Genomic DNA, 24,438 nt, shown 5'->3' with positions numbered 1-24,438 from the left:
CGGCCGGATCCGATCGGTAAGGTGTTCGTATGACTACCGGGGTTCGTCGCAGATTGACAGTGGAGGAGCGGCGGCAGCAGTTGATCGGCGTCGCCCTCGAACTGTTCGCCCGCCGCTCCCCGGACGAGGTCTCCATCGACGAGATAGCGTCCGCGGCGGGCATCTCCCGTCCCCTCGTGTACCACTACTTCCCCGGCAAACTCAGCCTGTACGAGGCCGCGTTGAAGCGTGCGGCGGAGGATCTCGCGGACCGTTTCCGGGAGCCGCACGAGGGTCCGCTGGGGGCACGGCTGCTGCGCGTGATGCGCCGCTACTTCGACTTCGTCGACGACCACGGACCCGGTTTCTCGGCGCTGATGCGCGGCGGCCCGGCGGTCGGCTCGTCCACGGCGAACGCGCTCATCGACTCCGTGCGGCAGGCCGCGTATGTCCAGATCCTTTCGCACCTGCGGATCGAGGAGCCGCCCGCGCGCCTGGAACTGGTGGTCCGCTCGTGGATCTCGCTCGCGGAGTCCACGGCGCTGCTGTGGCTGGACGGCCGGCGGGTGCCGCGCGCGGAGCTGGAGGTGCAGCTCGTGCAGGACTTCGCCGCGCTGGTCGCGGTGGCCGCGGCCCACGACGGGCCCACGGCGGCCCTGCTGAAGCCGCTGCTGAAGGACGAGCCGGGTGACGGGCCCTTCGCGGACCTGGTCACCCGGCTCGTCTCCCTCGCCGCCTGATCGCTCAGGCGGTTCCCTCAGGCGGCGGTCTCGGACTTGCGGTAGGAGGCGTCGAGTTCGCGCACCTCGGCCGAGGCGTGCAGGGTGAGGCCCCCGACCGGCCCGATGTGCTCGCGCAGCAGCTCGAGCGTCCGCTCGGTCAGCCGCGCCTTGGTCTCGTCGCTGCGCCCCGGCAGCAGGGCGAGGCCGACGTGCACGTGGGCGTGTCCGCCGGTGTCGGGTCCGACGGTCACGTCCTCGGTGCGGCGGAACCGCGTCTTGCACGCCTGCGGGGTGGCCGCCGCGATCTCCACGGTGGCCTCGTGCAGCGCCGTGGCGAACCCGGGCCGGTCGAAGACGTCCACGAGCCGGTCCGAGTAGTCGACGGTGATCTGCGGCATGAGCACTCCTGTCCTGCTGGCTTCTACGGCGACGGCGTCACCCTAGCCGCGGTCAGCCGGTCGTCCGGAAGACGGCCACGGTGCGGGACGGGACCGTGAAGGTGCCGGTGGACTTGTCGTACGCCGACGTCCTGACCACGGGGTCCGCGCCCGACGCCTGCGCGGGGTGCAGGGCGTAGCCGGTGCCGGCGAGCGAGCCCACCCGCTGCCGCTGGGACTCGGGCGTCGCGTTGAAGACCACGACCAGGTCGCCCAGCTTCATGGTGATCACGCCCGGTGTCTCCTCCTCGCCCGACAGCGGGAAGGACAGCTTCGCCTGCACGGCCTCGGCCGTGCCGAGGGAGAACACCTTCTCCGTCGAGCGGACCTTGAGCAGGTCCTGGTAGGCGGCCGACGCCCCGGTGATCTGCGGGCAGCCCACCTTCACCGTGGCGAGCAGCGGCTTGGCGTAGGACCACTTGGACTCGTTGTCGGCCGCCGGCGGCAGTCCGCGGCCGAAGCCGTTGCCGTCGGCGCAGTTCCAGTGGATGGCGTTGAACCAGTCGCCGCTGTCGAAGGAGTTGCGGTCCAGCGACTTCGAGCGCAGCAGGTCCGTGCCGGCCTGGGACAGCGCCGGGCCCTGCGAGAGGGTCGCCGTGGCCATCGCCAGGACCTGCATCCGGGCGCGGTCGGCGGCGCCGGTCGACGCGGGCAGCTTGTAGGTCAGCGCGTCGAACAGCGACTCGTTGTCGTGGGCGTCGGCGTAGGCGAGGGCGTCGCCGGGCGCCGCCGCGTAGCCGGCCGGGGCGCCGTTGTAGTCGACCTGGGCGCCGGTGACCTCCTTGCCGTCGGTGTCCTTGAAGCGGTAGGCCGCGAGGTTGCCGGACAGGCCGACCTTGATCAGGTCCTGGTAGTGCAGCAGGCGGGCCTTCTGCTCGGCCGGGGTGCCGTTCGCGGTGGAGCCGTTGGGGTCGGTGTACAGGCCGGAGGCGAAGCCCTGGACGCCGGGGTCGGTGTCGAAGGGGCCGCCGCCGCGGACCGCGTCCCGCGCCCGGTCGGAGAAGGTCGCGATGCCGGTGCCGGCCATGTTCTTCTGGGTGGCTTGGACGAAGCGGGCGTCGTCGGCGACCTCACCGAAGTTCCAGCCCTCGCCGTACAGGATGATCTTCTTGCCGTCGACGCCGTCCTTCTTCACGGTCAGCGCGTCGAGGGCCTTGCGGACGGCCAGGATGTTGGCCTTGGGGTGGTGGCCCATGAGGTCGAAGCGGAAGCCGTCGACCTTGTACTCCTTGGCCCAGGTGACGATCGAGTCGACGACCAGCTTGCCCATCATGGCGTTCTCGGTCGCGGTGTTGGCGCAGCAGGTGCTGTTGGCCACCGAGCCGTCGGCGAGGAGGCGCTGGTAGTAGCCGGGCACGATCCGGTCCAGGACGGAGGTGTCGGCCTGGCCGGCGGCCGTCGTGTGGTTGTAGACGACGTCCATCACGACCCGCAGGCCGTCCTCGTTGAGCGCCTTGACCATCTTGCGGAACTCGACGGTTCGGGCGGTGCCGTCCGGGTCGCCGGCGTAGGAGCCCTCGGGGACCGTGTAGTGGTAGGGGTCGTAGCCCCAGTTGTAGGCGTCCTTCGCGGCGACGGCCGTCACGCACTTCTGCTGCTGGTCGGAGTCGGCCGGCAGGGCGGCCAGGTCGCAGTCGGGGCTCGCCTGGTCGGCCTTCTTCTCGGGGATCGTCGCGATGTCGAACACGGGCAGCAGGTGCACGTAGGACGTGCCGGCCGCGGCGAGCTGCCGCAGGTGCTTCGAGCCGTCGCTGTCCTTGTCGGTGAAGGCGAGGTAGGTGCCCGGGTGCCGGGAGGTGCGGTCCGCGACGGAGAAGTCACGGACGTGCAGTTCCTGGATCTGGGCGTCCCTGAGGGGGACGGCGGCGGGCTTGGGGTAGCTCGTCCAGCCGTGCGGGGCGAGGGCCTTGTCGTCGAGGTCGACGACCAGGCTGCGCTCGGAGTTCGCGGTCAGCGCGACGGAGTACGGGTCGGTGACCTTGTTGGTGACGACCTTGCGGACGCTGGGCGCCCAGACCTTCACCACGTACCGGTACTGCTTGCCCTTCCAGGACGCGGGGCCGGTGACGGACCAGACGCCGGTGGTGTCGTCGCGCCGCATGGCGACGGTGTCGCCGCCCACCTCCAGCTTCACCGACTGTGCCGTGGGCGCCCACACCGACAGGGTGGGCCGGCCCTTGGTGAAGACCGGGCCGAGCTTCGCCGCAGTGGCGTCGTACAGGTCGTCGAGGACGCCCGCGAGCTGGACGCCGGTCGCGGTGAGGACGGCGCCGTTGGCGGCGCGCTGGGTGGCGACGACCTGGCCGCGCAGGGCCTCGCGGACCCGGTCGCGGTCGCGGGGGTCGACGGTCCAGGCGGTGTAGCCCTTCAGGTGCGGGAACTTCGCCTTCTGGGCGTCGGTGAGCGCGGACCTGGTCAGCCGCAGCCAGCGCTCGTCGTCGCTGGTCAGGGCACCGTCCTTGACCGCGATCGAGCCGTCGCGGGAGTACACGAGCTGGGTGGAGGCGGCCGCCTCGGAGCCGTTCCAGGCGAGGGTGTCGCGGTCGATCCAGACCGCCTTGGAGGTGGTCAGGTCGAGCGCGGCCGCGCTGCCCGCGGGCTGCGGGAGGAGGTGTTCCTCCTGGCCGCTCACGAGCCACACCTCGTGGCCGGCGGCCGTGAGGTCCAGCGACTGGTCCGTCGGCAGGTCCTTCTGGTCGCCCTTGTGCAGGATGTAGCTGAGACTGGTGGCACCCGCGCTGAGCGGCACCTCGTAGACCGCGCCATAGGCGTCAGTCTTCACCGGGCGCAGCGGGTTCGACCACTCGGTGGGGTTCGCGGCGCCCGTCCAGACGTGCAGGCCCCAGCCGTCGTAGTCGCCGTCGGCGCGGTGGTAGTGCAGGACGGCCTTGCCGGTGTCCTGGGCCGGGTACTCGGGCCGCTCGGTGCGGACGTCGGCCTTGCCCTGCTGGATCCAGACCTCGCCGGTCCTGGTCACGTCGATGGTGCGGTCGGTGGCGACGTCCTTGGTGCCGTCCTTGTCGATCACCAGGAAGCCGACGTTCGAGGCGCCCGGCTTGAGCTTGACCCAGGCGAAGGCGCCGTAGGCGTCACGGCCGGCGAAGGGGTGGCTCTTCGGCCAGTCGGTGGCCTCGCCGTCGGCGAGGTCGCCCCAGGCGTACAGGCCCCAGTCGGCGTAGTCGCCGTCGGGCCGCTGGTAGTGCACGACCGCGTAGTCGCGGGAGGAGGCGGTGGGCGTCTCCTCGGCGGGCGGGGTGCCGGACGTGGAGGCGGCGGTGGCGCTCGCGGTGCGGCCGGCCGAGTCGACGACGACGGCCTTGTAGCGCAGCGCGGTCCCGGCCGGTACGTCGGTGCCGAGCACCTGGGTGACCTTGTACGGGGCGTGGTCGGCGGAGCCGAGGACCTTCCAGGCGCCGTCGCCGACCTGGGCGGCGAACACGACGCGGTTGAGCTGCCCGCCGTCGACGTCCGCGCCGATCTCGACGGTGCCGGTGGCGCCGGCGGCCGGGGCCCGCAGGGTGACGGACGGCTTCACGGCCGGGCGGGCGGGCCTGCCCGCGGCCTTGAGGACGATCGCCGAGCCCGCCGGGACGGTCACGGTGATCTTGCGGTCGGCGTCCGAGGTGACGCGGGCGCGGGTGCCGTAGAGGCCGTCGAAGCGCATCGCGGCGGAGCCGGTCGCGAAGGTGGCGGTCCTGGCCTCGCCGGCGTTGTTCACGGCGACGACGTACTCGGTGCCGGTCCGGGCGTCGGTGCGGGAGAAGGCGTACACGCCGGCGCCGTCGGCCGCGTACCGCTCGGTCTGCACGCCGTCCGCGAGGGCCGGGTGGGCCTTGCGCAGCCGGGACAGCTCGGCGATCTGCCGGTACAGCGGGGCCTTGGTGTCGTACGCGGCGTCGGCGTGGCTGCGGTCGGTGCCGATCTCGTCGTCGTCGAGGTAGTCGGCGGTCTTCGAGGCGAACATCGGCTGGCGGGCGTCCTTGTCGCCGCCGGCGCCGGTGAAGCCCTGCTCATCGCCGTAGTAGACGACCGGGTTGCCGCGGCTGAGGAACATCAGCTCGTTGGCGAGGCGGTCCTTGGCGAGGATCTCGGCGTCCGTGGCCTTGGGGTTGTCCTGCTTCAGGAAGTACCCGATGCGGCCCATGTCGTGGTTGCCGAGGAAGGTGACCTGCTCGTAGGCGTTGGCCTTGTCGGTCGTGTACTTGTAGTCGTCGCCGAAGACCGCGGCGAGCTTGCGCGCGCTGCCGCCCTGGGAGGCGTACTGGCGGGCCGCTTCCTGGAAGGGGGAGTCGAGGGTGGCGTCGAGGCGGCCCTGGGTGACGTACGGCGAGGTGATGGAGGTGTCCGCCGAGTAGACCTCACCGAACATGAAGAAGTCGTCGCGGCCGCGCTTCTCGGCGTACGCGTCGAGGGCGGTGGCCCACTGCGTCCAGAACTCCATGTTCACGTGCTTCACGGTGTCGATCCGGAAGCCGTCGACGCCGAAGTCCCGCACCCAGCGCTGGTAGATCTTCTCCATGCCCTGGACGACCTCGGGACGCTCGGTCCACAGGTCGTCGAGCCCGGAGAAGTCGCCGTACGTGGTGGACTCGCCGGCGTACGTGGAGTCGCCGCGGTTGTGGTACATCGTCGGGTCGTTGAGCCAGGCCGGGACCTTGCTGCGGCTGGTGACCTGCGGGGTGCGCGGGAAGGAGCCGGCGTCGACCGCCGGGAACGTGCGCGTGCCGTCGGCGTAGTCGGCGTCGTCGAAGGGCCTGCCGTCCTCGGTCAGGTACGGGAAGGCGCCCTTGGAGAGGTAGTCGTAGGACTTCGGCTCGTAGTCGACGACGTCCGCGGTGTGGTTGGTGATGACGTCGAAGTAGACCTTCATGCCCTTGGCGTGGGCCGTGGAGATGAGGGTCTCCAGGTCCTTGTTGGTGCCGAAGTGCGGGTCGACCTGGGTGAAGTCGGTGATCCAGTACCCGTGGTAGCCGGCCGAGGCGTTGGCGCCGGTGCCCTGCACGGGACGGTTCTTGAAGATGGGCGCCATCCACAGGGCGGTGGTGCCCAGCCCCTTGATGTAGTCGAGCTTGCGGGTCAGGCCCTTGAGGTCACCGCCCTGGTAGAAACCCTTGTCGGTGGGGTCGTAACCGGTGCTCAGGCGGCTGCCGGTCAGGCCGCCGCGGTTGTTGGACGCGTCGCCGTCGGCGAAGCGGTCCGGCAGGACGAAGTAGAACTGCTCGCGGGTGGCGTCGTGCCGGGCGGGCTGCGCGGCCAGGGCGGCGTCGGACGGCGGCGCCGGCGGTGCGGCGGCGTGGGCGGCCAGCGGCTGCACGAGGGCGGCGGCCAGGGCGGCGGCGGTGAGCACCGCGATCCGTCCGGCCCGCGGGGTACGGCGCGTCGGGGGCGCCGGCCATCTCGGTATCACAGGCGTGAACTCCTAGCGAAAACGGCTCAAGTGGGTCCGACCCCTGCGCCGCGGCGGTGTCCTGCCTGATCCTCGTCGGCAGCGTCGCCGGGCGCCCGCGTGACCGTACCGCCGCTGAAAGCTTTACAGCAAGAGTCATGCAACCAGTAGCAAGACTTTTCATCGGGCGACGGCCGCCGTGTCCTGGGGGCGGTACGAACCGCCCGTGCGGGACGGGCGGTTCGTCCGGTCACCCGGCGGGCGGCGCCGGGCAGCGGGCGCGGCGGCTCAGCAGCTCGACTTGCCCGCGTAGAGGGCCAGCGCCGTGTTGGCGCCCAGGGTGGCGGTGAACTGGCCCGAGGAGTTCACGGTGACCGTCGTGTTGTTCTGCACGTTGCAGTACGTCCCCGCGGGCAGCGAGGTCTGGTAGGTGCGGCTGAGGCTGCCCGACTCGTGGTTGATGGCCACGTAGCCCTTGCTGCCGCGTCCGAAGGCGATCGCGTCGCCGCCGTTGTCCCACCAGTTGGTGACCGCCTGGCCGCGGGTGGCGTTGCGGAAGGCGACCATGCGCATGATCTCCGGCCACTTGTGCTGGCACTTCCACCCGTCCTGCCAGCAGGCGTTGACCGTGCCGCCGTTGGGCGGTCCGGCGTCCGCGTCCGACCACTCGTAGCCGGAGTCGATGTCGGGTGCGCCGTAGGGCCAGGCCAGCATGAAGACGTTGGCCATCGTGTAGGTGGCACCGTCCTTGTAGTTGAGCGTGGAGCCGTTGCGCTCGGTGTCGTGGTTGTCGACGAAGACGCCCGCCACGGAGCTGCTCAGGTAACCCCAGCCCTCGCCGTAGTTCTTGAGGTAGGCGAGGTTCTCGTTGTTGAAGACCCGCTTGAGGTCGTAGGCGTAGCGGAACTCCTGGACGTCGCCGTTGCCGGTGTACTCGGTGGGCTGGACGGCCTCTCCGGCGCCGTAGATGACCTCCTGCTTCCAGTACACCGACGGGTTGGTGAGCCGGGACTTGATGTTGGCGAGGTCGGCGGTGTCGATGTGCTTGGCGGCGTCGATGCGGAAGCCGTCCACGCCGAGGGTCAGCAGGTCGTTCATGTACCCGGCGATCGCGCCGCGGACGTAGGACTCGCCGGTGTCGAGGTCGGCGAGGCCGACGAGTTCGCAGTGCTGGACGTTCCAGCGGTCGGCGTAGTTGCCGACCTGGCTGGTGCAGTCGTCGAAGTCGGGCGAGGAGTACAGGCCGGGGTAGGTGTACTTCGTGTACGACGAGCCGCCGGTGCCGGTGCCGCTGCCGGCCGACATGTGGTTGATCACGGTGTCGACGACGACCTTCACACCGGCCGCGTGGCAGGTGCTGACCATGTTCCGGAAGGCGGTCCGGTCACCGAGCCGCCCGGCGATCTTGTAGGAGACCGGCTGGTACGACGTCCACCACTGCGAGCCCTGTATGTGCTCGGCGGGCGGGGAGACCTGCACGTAGCCGTAGCCGGCGGGGCCGAGGGTGCCGGTGCACTCCTTGGCGACCGAGTCGTACTTCCACTCGAAGAGGACCGCGGTGACGTCCTTGGTGCCAGGTGGGGAGGCCTGTGCACTCGTCGGGTTCATGCCAACCATGGCGACGGCCGCGAGGAGGAGGGCCGCCGGGAGGGTCGTTCTGCGTGCCATGTGGGGTTCCTTCACCGTTGAAGGTTCTTGCTGCAATCTTGCTGAAACCTTGCAGTGACGCAGATGTTAAAGGCCCGCCGCCCAAATGGGCAGCGGGCCGGAGCAAGTTGATGCAAGAAATTACCGGGCGGTGCTCCACCACACAGTGGTGTCCGCCGGGACCTTCGCCTCGCCGCCGGTCTCGGCGACCTCACCGCTGGCCAGCAGCAGCCGCCCGTAGGCGGGCGTCGTCACGGCCTCCCCGGTGGTGTTGGCCACGCACACGAACTCCCCGCGCCGGAAAGCCAGGACGCCCGCGGGCGCCGTCAGCCACTCCACACCGTCGCCGGCGCCCAGGTCGGGCTGCTCCCGGCGCACCCGCAGGGCGGCGCGGTACAGCTCCAGCGTCGACCCGGCCCGGCCGGTCTGCGCCTCCACGCTCAGCTCCGCCCACCCGGCCGGCTGGGGCAGCCAGCTGCCGCCGCTGCCGAAGCCGTACGAGGAGCCCTCGCGGGTCCACGGGATCGGCACCCGGCAGCCGTCGCGGAAGCCGTCCTGGCCCGCGCCACGGAAGTACGCCGGGTCCTGGCGCACCTCGTCGGGCAGGTCGACGACGTCCGGCAGGCCCAGCTCCTCGCCCTGGTAGACGTAGGCCGAGCCGGGCAGCGCCAGCATCAGCAGGCTCGCCGCCCGGGCCCGGCGCAGACCGAGCTCGCGGTCGCCGGCCAGGCGGATCTGGGTGCCCAGGCCCGGCGGGTTGGCGAAGCGGGTGGCGTGCCGGGTGACGTCGTGGTTGGACAGCACCCAGGTGGCGGGGGCGCCGACCGGGCGCATCGCCTCCAGCGTGCGGTCGATGACCTCGCGCAGCTCGGCCGCGTCCCACGCGGTGGACAGGTACTGGAAGTTGAACGCCTGGTGCAGCTCGTCCGGGCGGACGTAGTGCGCCGTGCGCTCGATGGTCGGGGTCCACGCCTCGGCCACGAAGATCCGCCCGCCCGTCTCCCACCACCGCCCCTCTGACGAAGGCCCTTCGGGCCCCTCCTTCGCGGCGTACTCGTCGAGCACCGTGCGCCACTGCCGGTAGATCTCGTGCACGCCCTCCTGGTCGAAGAACGGCATGACATCGTTGCCCAGCAGCTTGAGTTGGTCGTGGGCGCCCAGGTCGGGCAGGCCCGGCGCCTTGACCAGGCCGTGGGCCACGTCGATGCGGAAGCCGTCGACGCCCATGTCCAGCCAGAAGCGCAGGATCGAGCGGAACTCGTCGCCGACCGCCGGGTGGTCCCAGTTGAAGTCGGGCTGCTCGGGCGCGAACAGGTGCAGGTACCACTCGCCGGGGGTGCCGTCGGGCTCGGTCACCCGGGTCCAGGCCGGGCCGCCGAAGATGGACTCCCAGTCGTTGGGCGGCAGTTCGCCGTGCGCGCCCTTGCCGGGGCGGAAGTGGTAGCGCTCGCGCAGCGGGGAGCCGGGGCCCTCGGCGACGGCGCGCTTGAACCACTCGTGCTGGTCGGAGGAGTGGTTGGGGACCAGGTCGACGATGATCCGCAGGCCCAGCCCGTGGGCGTCGCGGATCAGGGCGTCGGCGTCGAGGAGGCTGCCGAACATCGGGTCCACGGCACGGTAGTCGGCCACGTCGTAGCCGGCGTCGGCCTGCGGGGAGGCGTAGAAGGGGCTGAGCCACACCGCGTCCACGCCGAGGTCGCGCAGGTACGGCAGGCGGGAGCGTACGCCTTCCAGGTCGCCCATGCCGTCGCCGTTGCTGTCGGCGAAGCTGCGCGGGTAGACCTGGTAGATCACCGCGTCCCGCCACCAGTCGCCGCGCGGGGCGACGGTGGCGACGGCGGTGTGCGGGGCCGGTGCGGCGGAGTGCTGCTGGCTCATGGCGTCCTTGATGCGTAAGGGAAGGGAGGTCATGGGTCGTCTTCGGCGGCGGACGGTTGACGAGGTGGCCGCGGGGTCAGCGGGGTCGGATGGACCCCGCGGCCACCCCCCCGAGGCACCCGGGGGCCTGGTCCCGGGCCGTCGTGGCTCGGGTCAGGACCGGGTGCGGCACGGGAGTCCGGTGCCCTGGGAGCGCGCCCGGGGGCGCTCAGCCCTTGGTGCCGCCGGCGGTGAGTCCGGTCACCAGGTTCTTCTGCACGAGGTAGAAGAACGCGGACACGGGTATCGCGATGAGCACCGCGGTGGCGGCCATCAGGTTGCGCTGGGCGTCGTGCTCGCTGACGAAGCTCTGCAGGCCGACGGCGAGCGTGTACTTCTGGTCGTCCAGCATGAAGGTCGTCGCGAAGGCCACCTCGCCGAACGCGGTGATGAAGCTGTAGAAGGCGGCGACCGCCAGGCCCGGCTTGGCGAGCGGCAGGATGAGCCGGAAGAAGGTGCCGAACGGGCTCAGCCCGTCCACCCGGCCGGCCTCGTCGATCTCGAACGGGATGGTGTCGAAGTAGCCCTTGAGCAGCCACGCGCAGTACGGCACCGCGGTCGAGCAGTAGACGAGGATCAGGCCGAGGTAGGTGTCGATGAGCTGGAGGTCGGCCATGATCTGGTACATCGGCACCATCAGCACGGCCACCGGGAACATCTGGGTGACCAGCAGCACCCACATGAACTTGCGGTAGCCCGGGAAGCGCATCCGCGACACCGCGTAGCCGGTGGTCGCCGCGACCAGGACGCCGAGCAGGGTGGTGCCCAGCGACACGATCAGCGAACTGGTCAGCCAGTCGAAGAAGTTGGTGTGCTGCAGGACGAACGCGTAGTTGTCGAACGTCATCTTCGACCAGATGCGCCCGGGGTGCAGGTAGTCGTCCTTGTCCGGTCCGAGGGACAGGAACACCAGCCAGGCGACCGGGAAGAGGGCGACGAGGCTCGCGACGATCAGGATGCCGTGCGAGGCGAGGGAGGCCAGCGGGCCGCTCTCGCCGCGCCGCCGCACCCGCCCGGGGACCGGGGCGGGGCTGTCCTTCGTCACCGCGGCGGAGGTCTCGACGGTGGTCGTGCTCATGGGAACTCCTGCCTCAGATCGCGAGCTGCTGCTCGTTGCGGTTCAGCCAGCGACGGTAGAACGACGTGAAGACGATCAGGATGGCCAGCAGCAGGATGCCGTACGCGGCCGACTGGGCGAAGTCACGCGGCTGCTGTCCGAAGCCGAGGTAGTACGCCCAGGTGACCAGGATCTGCGCGTCCGGGGCGGTGTTGCCGAACAGCAGGAAGATCACCGCGAACTGGTTGAACGTCCAGATGATGCCGAGCAGGACGACCGTGGAGCTGACCGTGCGCAGGCCCGGGAGGGTGACGTAGCGGAAGCGCTGCCAGGCGCTCGCGCCGTCCATCTCGGCGGCCTCGTAGAGCGTGCCGTCGATGGACTGCAGGCCGCCGAGCAGCGAGACCATCATGAACGGCACACCGCACCAGGTGTTCACCATGATCGCGGCGAACCGCTGCCAGAAGGTGTCCTCCAGCCACTGCGGGGTGGGCAGGTGCAGCGTGTCCAGGGCGGCGTTGATGATGCCGGAGTCGGCGAGCATGAAGCGCCAGCCGAAGACGGTGACGAAGGTCGGCACGGCCCAGGGCAGGATCAGGAGCAGGCGGTAGAGGGTGCGTCCGCGCAGTTTCTGGTTGAGCAGCAGGGCGAGGCCCAGGCCGATGGTGTAGTGCAGCGCCACGCACAGCGCGGTCCACACGACGGTCCACAGGAAGTGGGACCAGAAGCGGTCGTAGGCGGTCGGGCCCCACAGGATGTCGGCGTAGTTGTCGAGGCCGATGAACTTGTAGGTGGCGTCGATGTGGTTGACGCCGATGGTGCGCGCCGTGTTGAGGCTGTTGGCGTCGGTGAGGGTCAGGTACAGGCCGTACACCAGGGGGTAGATCACCAGGACGCCGAGCACGACGACGACCGGGGCGATCATGGCGTAGGCGTACCAGTTCTTCTGGTAGCTGTGCTTCAGGCGCCGGCCCAGGCCGGGCCGCGGCGCGTCACCGCGGCGCTTGCCGGTCGCGCGGTCGATGGCGACTGTCATGGTGCGACAACCTTCGTGAAGTCCTGCGGAGCGAGGTCCGGGAGTGCGGTCGGTACGGCGCCCGGGGGTGCGGCGCGCAGGCCGCCGGCCGCCGGGCCCCTCCCGTCAGGGGGGCGGGACCCGGCGGCCGTGCGGGCTCACTTGCTGAAGTCGGGCACCAGCTTGGCGATGGCGACCTCGGCGTTGCTCAGGCCCTTGTCCAGGGACTCCTTGCCACCCGCGATCTTGGGCAGTTCGGTGTCGAGCGGACCCCACAGCGAGCTGTACTCCGGCAGCGCGGGACGCGGCTGGGCGGCGGACAGGACCGTCTGGTAGCCGGCGATGCCCGGGTCGGCCTTGACCTGGTCGGTGTAGGCGTCGTCACGCGTGGGCAGCGTCGAGTTCTTCAGCGCGATGGCCGACTGGGACTTCGCGGAGGTCATGAAGTTCACGAACTTCAGGGCCGCCTTCTGGTGCGCGGAGTCCGAGCCGGCGTAGACCGAGAGGTTGTGGCCGCCGGTCGGGGCACCGGCCTTGCCGGCCGAGCCGGCCGGGACGGTGGCGATGCCGAGGTTGCTCTTGTCGGCGAACGCCGAGCCCTTGTAGAAGTTGGTGATCTCCCACGGGCCCTGGATGATCGCGGCGACCTTGCCGTTGACGAACGCGTCCTGGATGTGGGCGTAGGCGTCGGCGGTGGTGTCGGCCTTGTGCAGGCCCTTGCCGGAGAACAGGCTCAGCCAGGTGCCGTAGGCCTTCTTCGCCGCGGCGGAGTTCACCGTGATCTTCTTGGCGCCGGCGTCGACCGTGTCGGTGCCCTCGCCGTAGAGGAAGGACTGGGCGTAGTAGGCCTGGGTGGAGCCCCAGTAGCCGTCGACGCCGGTCTTGGCCTTGACCGTGGCGGCGGCGGTCTTCAGCTCGTCCCAGGTCTTGGGGGGCTGGACGCCGGCCTTGGCGAAGAGCTGCTTGTTGTAGACCAGCGCCAGGGTGTCGGTGACGAGCGGCACGCCGTACGTCTTGCCCTCGTACTGGGCCTGCTCGATCAGGTTGGACTTGAACTTGTCCTTGTCCGCGAGGGCCTCGGTGCCGTCCAGCGGCAGGAAGTAGCCCTTCTTGGCGAAGGCGGGGGTCCAGCCGACCTCCGAACGCAGCACGTCCGGGGCGCCCTTGGAGCCTGCGGCCGTGTCGAACTTGTTCTGCGCCTGGTCGAACTGGACGTTGACGTACTTGACCTTGACGTCCTTGTTCGCGGCCTCGAACTGCTTGATCAAGGCCTGGTACGTCGGCGCCTCGTTCGTGGCGTTGGAGGTGTCCCACCAGGTGATGGTGACCGGCCCGCTCGAGTCGCTGCCGCCGTCGTCGTCTCCGCCGCAGGCCGTCGCCGCGAGGGCGAGGGACGCCACCAGCGCGGTGGCCGCTATGCCACGCCGCATGAGTTCTCCTTGAGGGTGTGAGCCCGTGTAGCTACAGGAGCGGCCCCGTCCGCCGTTCCTGTCGACTTGCCGACAAGCGCCATCGCCGCCGCCGGGCGACCAGGAACGTAACAGCCGTGCAATCGTTCCGAAAGACCTTGCAGAAAAAAAGTGCAAGAGATCGCGGAAGTTACCTCGGCGTGACCGGGTGTCGACCGTTGTGAGACCGCAGTTTTACGGGCCCTGAGCGGGATCGGCCCCGCTGTGCAAGACTCTGCAAGCTCTTGCCATCCGTTTCCGGTACCGGAATCATCACGTTGCAGGGGACAGGACGCCGACCAGAATCACGAGGGATCTCGATGACGCAGCAGCCCGCAGTGCGGCGTTCAACCGCTCGCCTCCGGCGTCCGATTGGTGTGCAAAGGGAGATACGACAGGTACAGTCCAGTGGCGTGACCACACGGCTTGCCGATATCGCTGCGCAGGCGGGGGTGAGCGAAGCGACCGTCAGCCGGGTCCTCAACGGGAAACCGGGCGTCGCCGCCACCACCCGCCAGTCCGTGCTCGCCGCGCTCGACGTCCTGGGCTACGAACGCCCCGTACGCCTGCGCCAGCGCAGCGCCGGCCTGGTCGGGCTCATCACGCCCGAGCTGGAGAACCCGATCTTCCCGGCGCTGGCCCAGGTGATCGGGCAGGCGCTGACCCGGCAGGGCTACACCCCGGTGCTCGCCACCCAGACCCCGGGCGGCTCCACCGAGGACGAGCTGACCGAGATGCTGGTCGACCGCGGGGTCGCCGGGATCATCTACGTCTCCGGGCTGCACGCGGACACCACCGCCGACATGCAGCGCTACGAGCAGCTCCGCGCCCAGGACGTGCCGTTCGTGCTCGTCGACGGCTTCTCCCCCAAGGTGCAGGCGCCCTTCATCTCCCCCGACGACCGGGCCGCGATGAACCTGGCCGTGACCCACCTGGTGTCGCTGGGCCACACGCGGATCGGGCTGGCGCTCGGACCGAAGCGGTTCGTGCCGGTCCAGCGCAAGATCGAGGGCTTCGTGCGCACCGTGCAGGACCAGCTCGGGCTCGCCCCGGAGACGATCGAGACGGAACTGGTCCAGCACTCCCTGTACACCCTGGAGGGCGGCCAGGCGGCCGCCAGCGCGCTCATCGACCGGGACTGCACGGCCGTGGTGTGCGCGAGCGACATGATGGCGCTCGGCGCGATCCGGGCCGCCCGGCAGCGGGGCCTTCAGGTGCCGCAGGACGTCTCCGTCGTCGGCTTCGACGACTCGCCGCTGATCGCCTTCACCGACCCGCCGCTGACCACCATCCGCAAGCCGGTGCCGGCCATGGGCCAGGCGGCCGTGCGCACCCTGCTGGAGGAGATCGGCGGGACCCCGGCCCCGCACAGCGAGTTCGTGTTCATGCCCGAGCTGGTGGTGCGCGGCTCGACCGACTCGGCCCCCGGGGACCGGCATCGTCCCTAGGACGGAGCACCCGGGGGTGAGGCACTGCGCTCGGAGGACGCCCGTGCGGTCCGCGCGGCGGAGAACGTGCGGGCCGGACCCCACCGGGGGATGATCAGGGGCGGAAGGCTTTTCTGGCAGACTCTGTGTCCATGGGTGAACCGACCGTGACGTCTCCGGAAGGCCGTGAGGAGGTCGTTCGGCACCCCGTCACGGTCCCGGGAGGACGCGGGCCCTTGCACCGGCTGCGCACGCGGCGCCCGCCGCGGCTGTGGTTCGAGATCCTGCTGGTCGCGGTCAGTTACTGGACGTACTCGCTGATCCGCAACGCCGTGCCCGAGCAGAAGCACGAGGCGCTGCGCAACGCCGACCGGGTCTGGGCCCTGGAGCACCATCTCGGCCTGGCCGTCGAGCAGTCGGTCAACCACGCCGTGAACTCCGTGACCTGGCTGATCGTGGGCATGAACTACTACTACGCCACGCTCCACTTCGTGGTGACGCTGGGTGTCCTGGTGTGGCTGTACCGCAGTCACCCGGGCCGGTACGCCGCGGCCCGGACGGTGCTGTTCGCCACCACGGCCGTGGCCCTGGTCGGTTACTACCTGTATCCGCTCGCCCCGCCCCGGCTGATGAACGGCTCCGGCTTCGTCGACACGGTCCTGGCCCACCGCACCTGGGGCTCGATGGCCTCCGGCGACCTGAAGAACATGTCCAACCAGTACGCCGCGATGCCGTCCATGCACATCGGCTGGTCGCTGTGGTGCGGCCTGACGCTCTTCGCCCTGGCCCGCGTGCCCTGGGCCCGGGTGCTCGGCCTGCTCTACCCGGTCCTCACCCTGGTCGTCATCGTCGCCACCGCCAACCACTTCTGGCTGGACGCGGTGGGCGGCGTCCTCTGCCTCGCCTTCGGCTGCGCGGTCTCCGCGCTCTGGTACGGCGCCCTGCCCCAGCAACTGCCCCGTACGGTGCCGTCCCGTGCGGTGCCGCCTCGGGCGGAGCCGTCCGGCCCCGAGCCGTCGGGTACGGGGGCGTCGCGTGCGCGGCGCGGGGGTCAGGCCCCGTAGAACAGCTCGTCCACGACCGTCCGCGCCCGGCGGGTCGTACGGCGGTAGGCGTCCAGCAGTTCCCCCACGTGGCCGGGGCCGTAGCCCAGGTAGCGGCCCACCGCGGCCAGCTCGCGGGCCTCCGAGGGGAAGGTGTCGCCCGCCCGGCCCCGGACCAGCATCACCGCGTTGCGGACCCGGGTCGCCAGCACCCACGCCTCGTCCAGGATCTCGGCGTGCTCCGCGTCGATCAGACCGGCCTCGCGCGCCGCCGCCAGCGCCGCCCGGGTGCGGGTGGTGCGCAGGCCCGGCCGGGTGCTCCCGTGCCGCATCTGCAGCAGCTGCACGGTCCACTCCACGTCGGACAGCCCGCCCGGCCCCAGCTTGGTGTGCAGCTTCGGGTCGGCGCCGCGCGGCATCCGCTCGGACTCCATGCGGGCCTTCAGGCGCCGGATCTCGCGGACCGCGTCGTCGCCGAGGCCGTCGGCCGGGTAGCGCAGCGGGTCGATCAGCTCGACGAAGCTCCGCCCCAGCTCCTCGTCGCCGGCCACCGGCTCGGCCCGCAGCAGCGCCTGCGCCTCCCACACAAGCGACCAGCGCCGGTAGTAGGCCGCGTACGACTTCAGGGTGCGCACCAGCGGCCCGGACTTGCCCTCGGGCCGCAGGTCGGCGTCGATGAGCAGCGGCGGGTCGGCGCTCGGGAGCTGCAGCAGCCGGCGCATCTCCGCGACGACGCGGTTCGCGGCCTGGGACGCCTCCCGCTCTTCGACGCCCTCCCGCGGCTCGTGCACGAAGAGCACGTCCGCGTCGGAGCCGTAGCCCAGCTCGTGCCCGCCGAAGCGGCCCATGCCGATGATCGCGAAACGGGTCGGCAGGTCCTCGCCCCAGCCCTCGCGCACCACCGCGCGCAGGGTGCCCGCGAGCGTGGCCGCGGTCAGGTCGGAGACGGCCGCGCCGACCCGGTCCACCAGGGCGCCCTGGTCGGCCACGGCGGGCTGGGTCTCGGTGCCGTAGGAGCTGACGATGTCGCCCGCCGCCGTGCGGAACAGCTCGCGGCGGCGCACGCCGCGCACCGCGGTGACCGCCTGCTCGGCGCCCGCCGCGCGGCGCACGGTCGCCAGTATCTCCTGCTCCAGCGGGGCCCGCCCGCGCGGTTCGAGGCCGCTGCCCGCGCGCCCGTCGCCGTCGCCGAGCAGCGCCACCGCCTCCGGGGCGCGCATCAGCAGGTCGGGCGCGAGCCGGCCCGCCGACAGCACCCGCGCGAGGTTCTCGGCGGCCGCCCCCTCGTCCCGCAACAGCCGCAGGTACCACGGGGTCTTGCCCAACGCGTCGGACACCTTGCGGAAGTTGAGCAGTCCCGCGTCCGGGTCGGCGGAGTCGGCGAACCAGCCGAGCAGCACCGGCAGCAGCGTGCGCTGGATGGCCGCCTTGCGGCTGACGCCCGACGCCAGCGCCTCCAGGTGCCGCAGCGCCGAGGCCGGATCGGCGTACCCGAGCGCGACGAGCCGCTCGCGCGCCGCCTCCGCGCTCAGCCGGGCCTCGCCGGGCGCCAGTTGGGCCACCGCGTCGAGCAGCGGCCGGTAGAACAGCTTCTCGTGCAGCCGGCGTACGACGGAGGCGTGCCGCTTCCACTCCCGGTTGAGCCCGGACACCGGGTCCGTGCGCAGCCCGAGGCTGCGGCCCAGGCGCCGCTGGTCGGCCTCCTCCTCGGGCACGAGGTGGGTGCGCCGCAGCCGGTAGAGCTGGATGCGGTGCTCCATGGTGCGCAGGAAGCGGTACGCCTCGTCGAGCTGCACGGCGTCCGCCCGGCCCACGTACCCGCCGGCGGCGAGGGCCTGGAGCGCCTTGAGCGTGGTCGGGCTGCGCAGCGAGGCGTCGGTGCGGCCGTGCACCAACTGCAGGAGCTGCACGGCGAATTCGACGTCCCGCAGTCCGCCGGGGCCGAGCTTCAGCTCGCGGTCGACCTCGGCGACGGGGATGTTCTCCACCACCCGGCGGCGCATCTTCTGCACGTCGGCGACGAAGTTCTCCCGCTCGGCCGCCTGCCACACCAGCGGCTGCAGCGCCGCCAGGTACGCCTCGCCCAGCTCCGGGTCGCCGGCCACCGGGCGGGCCTTCAGCAGCGCCTGGAACTCCCAGGTCTTGGCCCAGCGCTGGTAGTAGGCGACGTGGCTGCTGAGGGTGCGTACCAGGGGGCCGTTGCGTCCCTCGGGGCGCAGGTTGGCGTCGACCGGCCAGATCGACCCCTCGACTGTGGTCTCGGAGCAGATCCGCATCAGGTGCGAGGCGAGCCGGGTGGCCGCGCGCAGCGCCTTGTCCTCGTCGGCGCCCTCGACGGCCTCGCCGACGAAGATGACGTCGACGTCGGAGACGTAGTTGAGCTCGTGGCCGCCGCACTTGCCCATCGCGACGACCGCGAGCCGGCACAGCGCCGCGTCGTCGGGGGCGGCGGCCCGGGCCAGGGCGAGGGCGGCGCGCAGCGTGGCGGTGGCGAGGTCGGCGAGCTCGGCGGCGGTCTCCGCGACGTCGGTGGTGCCGCACACGTCCCGTGCCGCGATGGACAGCAGGCAGCGCCGGTAGGCGATCCGCAGCGACACCGGGTCGTCGGCCTCGGCCAGCCCGCGCTCGAACTCGGTGACGCCCGGGTGCAGGTCCTGCGGCTCGTAGGTGACCAGGGCCTGCCAGTCGTGCGGGTGCCGGGCCAGGTGGTCGGCGAGTGCCGCGGAGGCGCCCAGCACGCCGAGGAGCCGGTCGCGCAGCGGCTTGGCCGCGATCAGGGTGTCGAGCAGCCCGCGGCGCGCGGCCGGGTCGGGCTGGGCCTCCAGCAGCCGGACGAGGCCGCCCAGGGCCAGGTCGGGGTCGGCGGTGGCGCCCAGGGCCTCCAGCAGCACCGGGTCGCTGCGGACCGCGGTGAGCTCCTCGCCGGCGAGCAGGCGCTCGGCGGCGGAGGGGTCGGTGAAACCGTGCCGCAGCAGCCGTGTGAACGTACTGCTCCTGCGCCCCGGCGCCGTCATCTGCGGGCTCCCCTCGGCTGTGGGTCGTTCTGGCCAGAGCCTAACCGGCCGCGGAGCGGGGCGCTCCGTCGCGGGGGGCGCGGGGCCGGTGGGGGGCGGCCGGGGCGGGGTCGTCCGCGAAGGGCAAGGTGGGCTGGTCGGGGAAGGGCAGGGCGGGTTGGTCGGGGAAGGGCAAGGCGGGCTGGTCGGGGAAGGGCAAGGCGGGCTGGTCCGCCGGGTGCGGGAGGCGGAGCCCCAGGAGGCGCTGCATGAGGCCGGCCGCGCGGACGGCCGCGTCCGCGCAGCAGTTGTTGAACAGGACGTGGGTCTCGCGCGCGCGGGACGCCAGGGCGTGGACGCGGGGCAGCCAGGCGGCCAGCTCGTCCTCGGTGTACTCGTGGCGGAAGCGGTCCTCCTTGCTGCCGGTCCCCCAGTGCTCGCTGCGGCCGTGGAAGCGGACGACGGCCAGGTCCGGCGCCGTCACGGGGGTCACGGCCGGCATGGAGGTGGGCAGCCCCTGGGCCGTGTCGACGGCCACGGCGGTGGCGTCGAGGTCGGCGAGGAGGGCGGCCGTCGCGGAGGCCCGCCCGTCCGCCCACCAGGAGGGGTGGCGGAACTCGACGGCGAAGGGCCAGTCCCGGGCCCGTTCGCGGGCCGCGCGCAGGGAGCGTTCGGCCTCGGGGCCGGGGAGCAGGGACGGCGGGTACTGGAAGAGCAGGGTGCCCAGGCGCCCGGAGGCCCGCAGCGGCCCGACGGCCTCGGCGTACCGGGCCCAGACCTCGTCCAGCAGCCCCGGGTCGCGCGCCCCTGCCCGGGCGTGGGCGGGCCGCAGGTCGGCGGGCAGCGCGGCGGGCCGGGTGGGGTGGCCGGTGAGCAGCGAGAACGCCTTGACGTCGAAGCGGAAGCCGTCGGGGGTGCGCTCGGCCCAGCGGCGCGTGGTGAGCGGGCTGGGCAGCGCGTAGTAGGGCGAGTCCGCCTCGACCACGGGGAACCACTCGGCGTAGTGCCGCAGCCGCCCCTCGGCGTCGCGCCGGCCGCGCGGGTACCAGCCGCTGGCCACCAGCGCCTTGTCGGTCCAGGAACACGTGCCCACGAGGATGTCACCCATGGGGGCGCGGGTACCCCGACGGGGGCCGATGCGGCATGAGTTGAGGGTGGGACCGGCGGACGGCGGCGCGGGTCGTGCATGCCGTGCGCTGGCGCGGGGCGGGTTTTTGGGCTTCGGTGAGTCGGGAGGGGTCGTGCCCCGACGCTACGACCCGCCGGCCCCACGTCGCCCTGGAGGACCGCCATGGACTTCTCGCTCGAAGTGATCCCGCTGCCCGTGAGCGACATCGACCGCGCCCGCGACTTCTACCGGGACCGGGTCGGCTTCCACGTGGACATCGACCGGGAGGTGGCGCCGGGCCTGCGGATCGTGCAGCTCACGCCGCCGGGCTCGGGCTGTTCGATCGCGCTCGGTGACAGCATCTGGGACATGGCGGGCGGCCCGCGCCCGGCGCCCGGCTCCTACCAGGGCCTGCAGCTCTGCGTGGCCGACATCGAGGCGGCGCGCGCGGAGCTGACCGGGCGCGGCCTGGAGGTGTCGGAGCCGGTGCGGTACTCCCCGGACGACGGCGCCACGTTCATGTACTTCAAGGACCCGGACGGCAACGGCTGGTCGGTGCAGGAGTACCGGCGCCGGGCGACCGAGCCGCTGCACCGGGTGCTGGCGGACCTGGCGTCCCGGCGGGAGTGAGGGCGGCGGGGCTGCGGGGCGCGCCGGGGGAAGTGAGTCCTCGGGTCGCCGGGTCGTCGCGGGTCAACCCGGCGGCGCGCCGTTCCCTCCTCGGGGTGGTTTGCCGGGCCGACCGGTCCGCGGGCCGGCGGGTGGTGCGGACACTGGCCGGAGCGGCACCGGGTCACCAGCGACCGGCGCGGCACCCGGTCACCAGGGACCGGAGTGACACCCGGCCTCCGGGGAGGGGACGCCATGACCGACAGCAGGGTCCTGATCGCGGTGCGGGAACACCCCCGCGACGAGGGCGCGGCGGCGGAGCAACTGCGGGCCGTGCGGGGCCAGATCGAGGCGGCGGGGTACGAGGTGCGCTGGGCGGTGACGGCCGCCGACGCCGAGGCGGTGCTGCGCACCGAGGCGGGGCTGGCGGCGGCGCTGGTGGCCTGGGACCTGCCCGACGACCGGCGGCGCGGCGACCGCCCGGACGCCGGGGACGGGGACGGGGACGGGGACCGTGCGGAGGTGTCCGGCGGGGCGGCCGTACTGCGCCGGGTGGGCCGCCGCTTCCAGGACCTGCCGGTGTTCCTGGTCATGGCCGACGACGGCGTACGGGACCTGCCGCTGTGGGTGTCGGAGACGGTGGTGGGCTACGTCTGGCCGCTGGAGGACACCCCCGGGTTCATCGCGGGCCGGATCACGACGGCGGCCCGGGCCTACCGGCAGGCCGTACTGCCGCCGTTCTTCCGGGCGTTGCGCCGCTTCGACGACGCGCACGAGTACTCCTGGCACACACCGGCCCACTCAGGCGGCGTCGCCTTCCTCAAGTCGCCCGCGGGGCGCGCCTTCCACGACTACTTCGGCGAACGGCTGCTGCGCAGCGACCTGTCGATCTCGGTGGAGGAACTGGGCTCGCTGTTCGAGCACACCGGCCCGATCGGCGAGGCGGAGCGCAACGCGGCGCGGGTCTTCGGCGCCGACCTCACGTACTTCGTGCTGCACGGCGACTCCACCTGCAACCGCCTGGTGGGCCACTTCAGCGTGACGCGCGACGAGATCGCGCTGGTGGACCGCAACTGCCACAAGTCGGTGCTGCACGGCCTGGTGGTGTCCGGGGCGCGCCCGGTGTACCTGGTGCCCACCCGCAACGGCTACGGCCTGGCGGGCCCGTTGCCCCCGGCGGAACTCGCGGCGGACGCGGTCGCGGCGCGGATCGCCGCGCACCCGCTGGCCGAGGGGGCGGTGTCGCCGCGGCCGCAGTACGCGGTGTTCACCAACTCCACGTACGACGGCCTGTGTTACGACGCGGCGGCCACGGCCCGCGCGTTCGCGGCGAGCACGCCCCGGCTGCACTTCGACGAGGCGTGGTTCGCGTACGCCCGCTTCCACCCGCTGTACGCGGGCCGGTACGGCATGTCGGTGGACGAGGAGAGCTTCCCGGGCCCGGACCGGCCGACGGTGTTCGCGACCCAGTCCACGCACAAGCTGCTGGCGGCGCTGTCGCAGAGCGCGATGGTGCACGTGCGGCCCGCGCCGCGGGCGCCGGTGGAGCACGACCGGTTCAACGAGGCGCTGATGATGCACGGCACCACGTCGCCGCTGTACCCGATGATCGCCTCGCTGGACGTGGCCACGGCGATGATGGACGGGCCGCAGGGCCGGTGGCTGCTCGACGAGGCGGTGACCGAGGCGGTGCGGTTCCGGCAGGAGATGGTGCGGATCGGGCGGCGGATCGAGGCCGCCGGGGACCGGCCGCCGTGGTTCTTCGGGGTGTGGCAGCCGCCGACGGTCACGGACCCGGCGAGCGGCGAGCGGATGCCGTTCGACGAGGCCCCTGCGGAGCTGCTGTGCACGGAGCCGTCGTGCTGGACGCTGGAGCCGGGCGCGGACTGGCACGGCTTCCCGGGGCTGGCCGAGGGCCACTGCATGCTGGACCCGATCAAGGTCACGCTGACCTGCCCGGGGATGACCGCGACCGGGGAGACCGGCGACACGGGCATCCCGGCGCGGATCCTCACGGCGTACCTGGCCACCCGGAACATCGTGGTGGAGAAGACGGACAGCTACACCGCGCTGGTGCTGTTCTCGATGGGCATCACCAAGGGCAAGTGGGGGACGCTGCTGGACGCCCTGATGGACTTCAAGGCCCTGTACGACGGTGACGCGCCCCTGTCCCGCGTCCTGCCGGCGCAGTCCGCGGCGCACCCCCGCCGCTACGCGGACCTGACCCTGCGCGACCTCTGCCACCAGATGCACGGCCACCTGCGCGAGATCCGCCTGGTGGAACTGCTGGACGCGGCGTTCCAGCGGCTGCCGGAGCCGGTGGTCCCGCCGCAGCTGTGCTACCAACGCCTGGTGCGCGGCGGCACCGAACGGGTCCGGGTGGCCGACGCGGCGCACCGGGTGGCGGCCGCGATGGTCACGGTCACCCCGCCCGGCATCCCGGTCCTGATGCCCGGCGAGAGCACGGGCGCCCCCGACGGCCCCCTGCTGCGCTACCTCACGGCCCTGGAGTCCTTCGACCGCCGCTTCCCGGGCTTCGGCAGCGAGACCCACGGCGTGACGATCGCCCCGGACACGGGCGACTACGCGATCGAATGCCTGCGCCCGGACCCGGCCCACGCCCCGGGTCCGCGCCGGGCCCCGGAGAGGACCGAGATCCCCCACTGAGGGCGCCCCCTGAGGGACGCGTGCGACGATCTCCGCCATGACGGCAGACGAAACGGATCTCGTGCTCGAGCGGTTCGTGGCCGAGGTACGGCAGGTGGTGCCGACCGTGGCCGTGTGGGCCCACGGTTCGCTGGCCCTCGGCGACTTCCGGCCCGGTCGCAGCGACCTCGACCTGATCGCGGTCGTCGAGGCCCCCCTGGACGGTGGGGACCGGGACCGGCTGGCGCACCTGCACCGGAAGCTGCTGGAGGACGAGCCGGCCGCGGCGGGGTTGCACTGCTCGTACATGGTGCGGGCGGACCTCGCCGAGGCCGGCACCGACCACGTCACCTGGGCCCACGGCATGATCCTGGAACGCCCGGTGACCCCGGTGACGCGTCGGGAGCTGCTCGAGGGCGGACTCACCCTCTACGGTCCGCCGCCGGTGGAGCTGCTCCCGCCGCTCCGGCCGGGACAAGTGGAGGACTTCATCCGGCGTGACCTGGCGGAGTTCTGGCTGCCGGCCACCGGCAAGCCGTGGCTCTGGATGCGGGACGTCTGGGTGGACCTGGGGCTCCTCGTCCTGGCCCGCGCCACCGTCACGCTGCGCGACGGTCGGCTGATCACGAAGGGCGAGGCCCTCACCGAGCTGCGGGAACTCGGCGCGCCGGCCGACGTCGTACGTGACATCCACGACCGCCGCTACGGACGCCCCCGGCCCCTCGGCCGCGTCCGTCGCATCCGCCGGGCGCTGCGCGCCCGCGCCTTCGTACGACGCGGCATCAGACGCACCCTGGCCGCGGGAAGAGCCGACGGTTCCTGACCGTCGGCCCCCTCACCGAATCAGCGGCGACCCGCCCTGACCTGCCCCTACAGCACCGGCAAGCTCTTCCGCAGCTCGAAGGCGGTCACCTCGGAGCGGTACTCCTCCCACTCCTGCTTCTTGTTGCGCAGGAAGTGACGACGGCTCAGAGCGACCTCAGCCGATCGACGTTCCCGCAGCG

General features: G+C 72.0%; 15 protein-coding genes and 1 pseudogene. 6 read left to right on the top strand and 10 right to left on the bottom strand.

Annotation, left to right across the window (positions count from 1 at the left end; genetic code table 11):
* Positions 1-29 precede the first annotated feature (29 nt).
* The gene (locus E4U92_RS11630) at positions 30-719 is read left to right on the top strand and encodes a TetR/AcrR family transcriptional regulator (RefSeq protein WP_137300258.1); all 690 of its coding nucleotides are present in this window, start codon (positions 30-32) and stop codon (positions 717-719) included.
* 17 nt (positions 720-736) lie between these two features.
* Here E4U92_RS11630 and E4U92_RS11625 read toward each other — a convergent pair whose 3' ends face one another.
* The 7 genes from E4U92_RS11625 to E4U92_RS11595 form a co-directional block, all read right to left on the bottom strand.
* Positions 737-1,099, bottom strand: a complete 363-nt coding sequence (locus E4U92_RS11625) for a 5-carboxymethyl-2-hydroxymuconate Delta-isomerase (protein WP_137300257.1) — start codon at positions 1,097-1,099, stop codon at positions 737-739.
* 52 nt (positions 1,100-1,151) lie between these two features.
* Positions 1,152-6,545 (bottom strand): pullulanase-type alpha-1,6-glucosidase, encoded by a 5,394-nt coding sequence (gene pulA / locus E4U92_RS11620; RefSeq protein WP_137300256.1) that lies wholly within the window; start codon positions 6,543-6,545, stop codon positions 1,152-1,154.
* Between the two features lie 267 nt (positions 6,546-6,812).
* Entirely contained in the window at positions 6,813-8,192 is a 1,380-nt protein-coding gene (locus E4U92_RS11615) for an alpha-amylase (RefSeq protein ID WP_174863804.1), read from the bottom strand.
* 120 nt (positions 8,193-8,312) lie between these two features.
* A complete protein-coding gene (locus E4U92_RS11610; RefSeq protein ID WP_137300506.1) occupies positions 8,313-10,049 on the bottom strand; it encodes a glycoside hydrolase family 13 protein in 1,737 nt (578 codons plus the stop codon).
* Between the two features lie 208 nt (positions 10,050-10,257).
* Positions 10,258-11,166, bottom strand: coding sequence for a sugar ABC transporter permease (locus tag E4U92_RS11605; RefSeq protein WP_137300255.1), 909 nt, complete (start codon positions 11,164-11,166; stop codon positions 10,258-10,260).
* 13 nt (positions 11,167-11,179) lie between these two features.
* On the bottom strand, positions 11,180-12,181 hold the full coding sequence (locus E4U92_RS11600; RefSeq protein ID WP_137300254.1) for a carbohydrate ABC transporter permease: 1,002 nt from the start codon (positions 12,179-12,181) through the stop codon (positions 11,180-11,182).
* 137 nt (positions 12,182-12,318) lie between these two features.
* Positions 12,319-13,590 (bottom strand): extracellular solute-binding protein, encoded by a 1,272-nt coding sequence (locus E4U92_RS11595; protein WP_137300253.1) that lies wholly within the window; start codon positions 13,588-13,590, stop codon positions 12,319-12,321.
* A 431-nt stretch (positions 13,591-14,021) separates the two neighbouring features.
* On the opposite strand from E4U92_RS11595, the gene E4U92_RS11590 reads away from it, so the two are divergent.
* Positions 14,022-15,056, top strand: coding sequence for a LacI family DNA-binding transcriptional regulator (locus tag E4U92_RS11590; protein ID WP_268253519.1), 1,035 nt, complete (start codon positions 14,022-14,024; stop codon positions 15,054-15,056).
* 131 nt (positions 15,057-15,187) lie between these two features.
* On the top strand, positions 15,188-16,099 hold the full coding sequence (locus tag E4U92_RS11585; protein WP_137300251.1) for a phosphatase PAP2 family protein: 912 nt from the start codon (positions 15,188-15,190) through the stop codon (positions 16,097-16,099).
* On the opposite strand, the gene E4U92_RS11580 is transcribed toward E4U92_RS11585, so the two are convergent.
* Positions 16,087-19,092, bottom strand: a complete 3,006-nt coding sequence (locus E4U92_RS11580; RefSeq protein ID WP_137300505.1) for a bifunctional [glutamine synthetase] adenylyltransferase/[glutamine synthetase]-adenylyl-L-tyrosine phosphorylase — start codon at positions 19,090-19,092, stop codon at positions 16,087-16,089. The genes E4U92_RS11585 and E4U92_RS11580 overlap by 13 nt on opposite strands.
* Positions 19,093-19,132: 40 nt before the next feature.
* Positions 19,133-20,179, bottom strand: a complete 1,047-nt coding sequence (locus E4U92_RS11575) for a DUF72 domain-containing protein (RefSeq protein ID WP_174863802.1) — start codon at positions 20,177-20,179, stop codon at positions 19,133-19,135.
* 183 nt (positions 20,180-20,362) lie between these two features.
* Between E4U92_RS11575 and E4U92_RS11570 the strand changes: the two genes are divergently transcribed.
* The 3 genes from E4U92_RS11570 (at position 20,363) to E4U92_RS11560 (ending at position 24,257) form a co-directional block, all read left to right on the top strand.
* Entirely contained in the window at positions 20,363-20,809 is a 447-nt protein-coding gene (locus E4U92_RS11570) for a VOC family protein (protein ID WP_137300250.1), read from the top strand.
* 234 nt (positions 20,810-21,043) lie between these two features.
* Positions 21,044-23,455, top strand: a complete 2,412-nt coding sequence (locus E4U92_RS11565; protein ID WP_137300249.1) for an Orn/Lys/Arg family decarboxylase — start codon at positions 21,044-21,046, stop codon at positions 23,453-23,455.
* A gap of 37 nt (positions 23,456-23,492) precedes the next feature.
* On the top strand, positions 23,493-24,257 hold the full coding sequence (locus E4U92_RS11560; RefSeq protein WP_137300248.1) for a nucleotidyltransferase domain-containing protein: 765 nt from the start codon (positions 23,493-23,495) through the stop codon (positions 24,255-24,257).
* Positions 24,258-24,304: 47 nt separating this feature from the next.
* On the opposite strand, the pseudogene E4U92_RS37225 reads toward E4U92_RS11560, so the two are convergent.
* Positions 24,305-24,391, bottom strand: a pseudogene (locus E4U92_RS37225) (glutamine synthetase); the annotation flags it as partial.
* Positions 24,392-24,438: the final 47 nt, after the last annotated feature.

Origin of the sequence: Streptomyces galbus (genome assembly GCF_005280195.1) — a bacterium.
Taxonomy (GTDB): domain Bacteria; phylum Actinomycetota; class Actinomycetes; order Streptomycetales; family Streptomycetaceae; genus Streptomyces; species Streptomyces galbus.
Note: the sequence above shows the minus strand (reverse complement) of the source record. Positions and strands in the feature narration are given on the sequence as shown.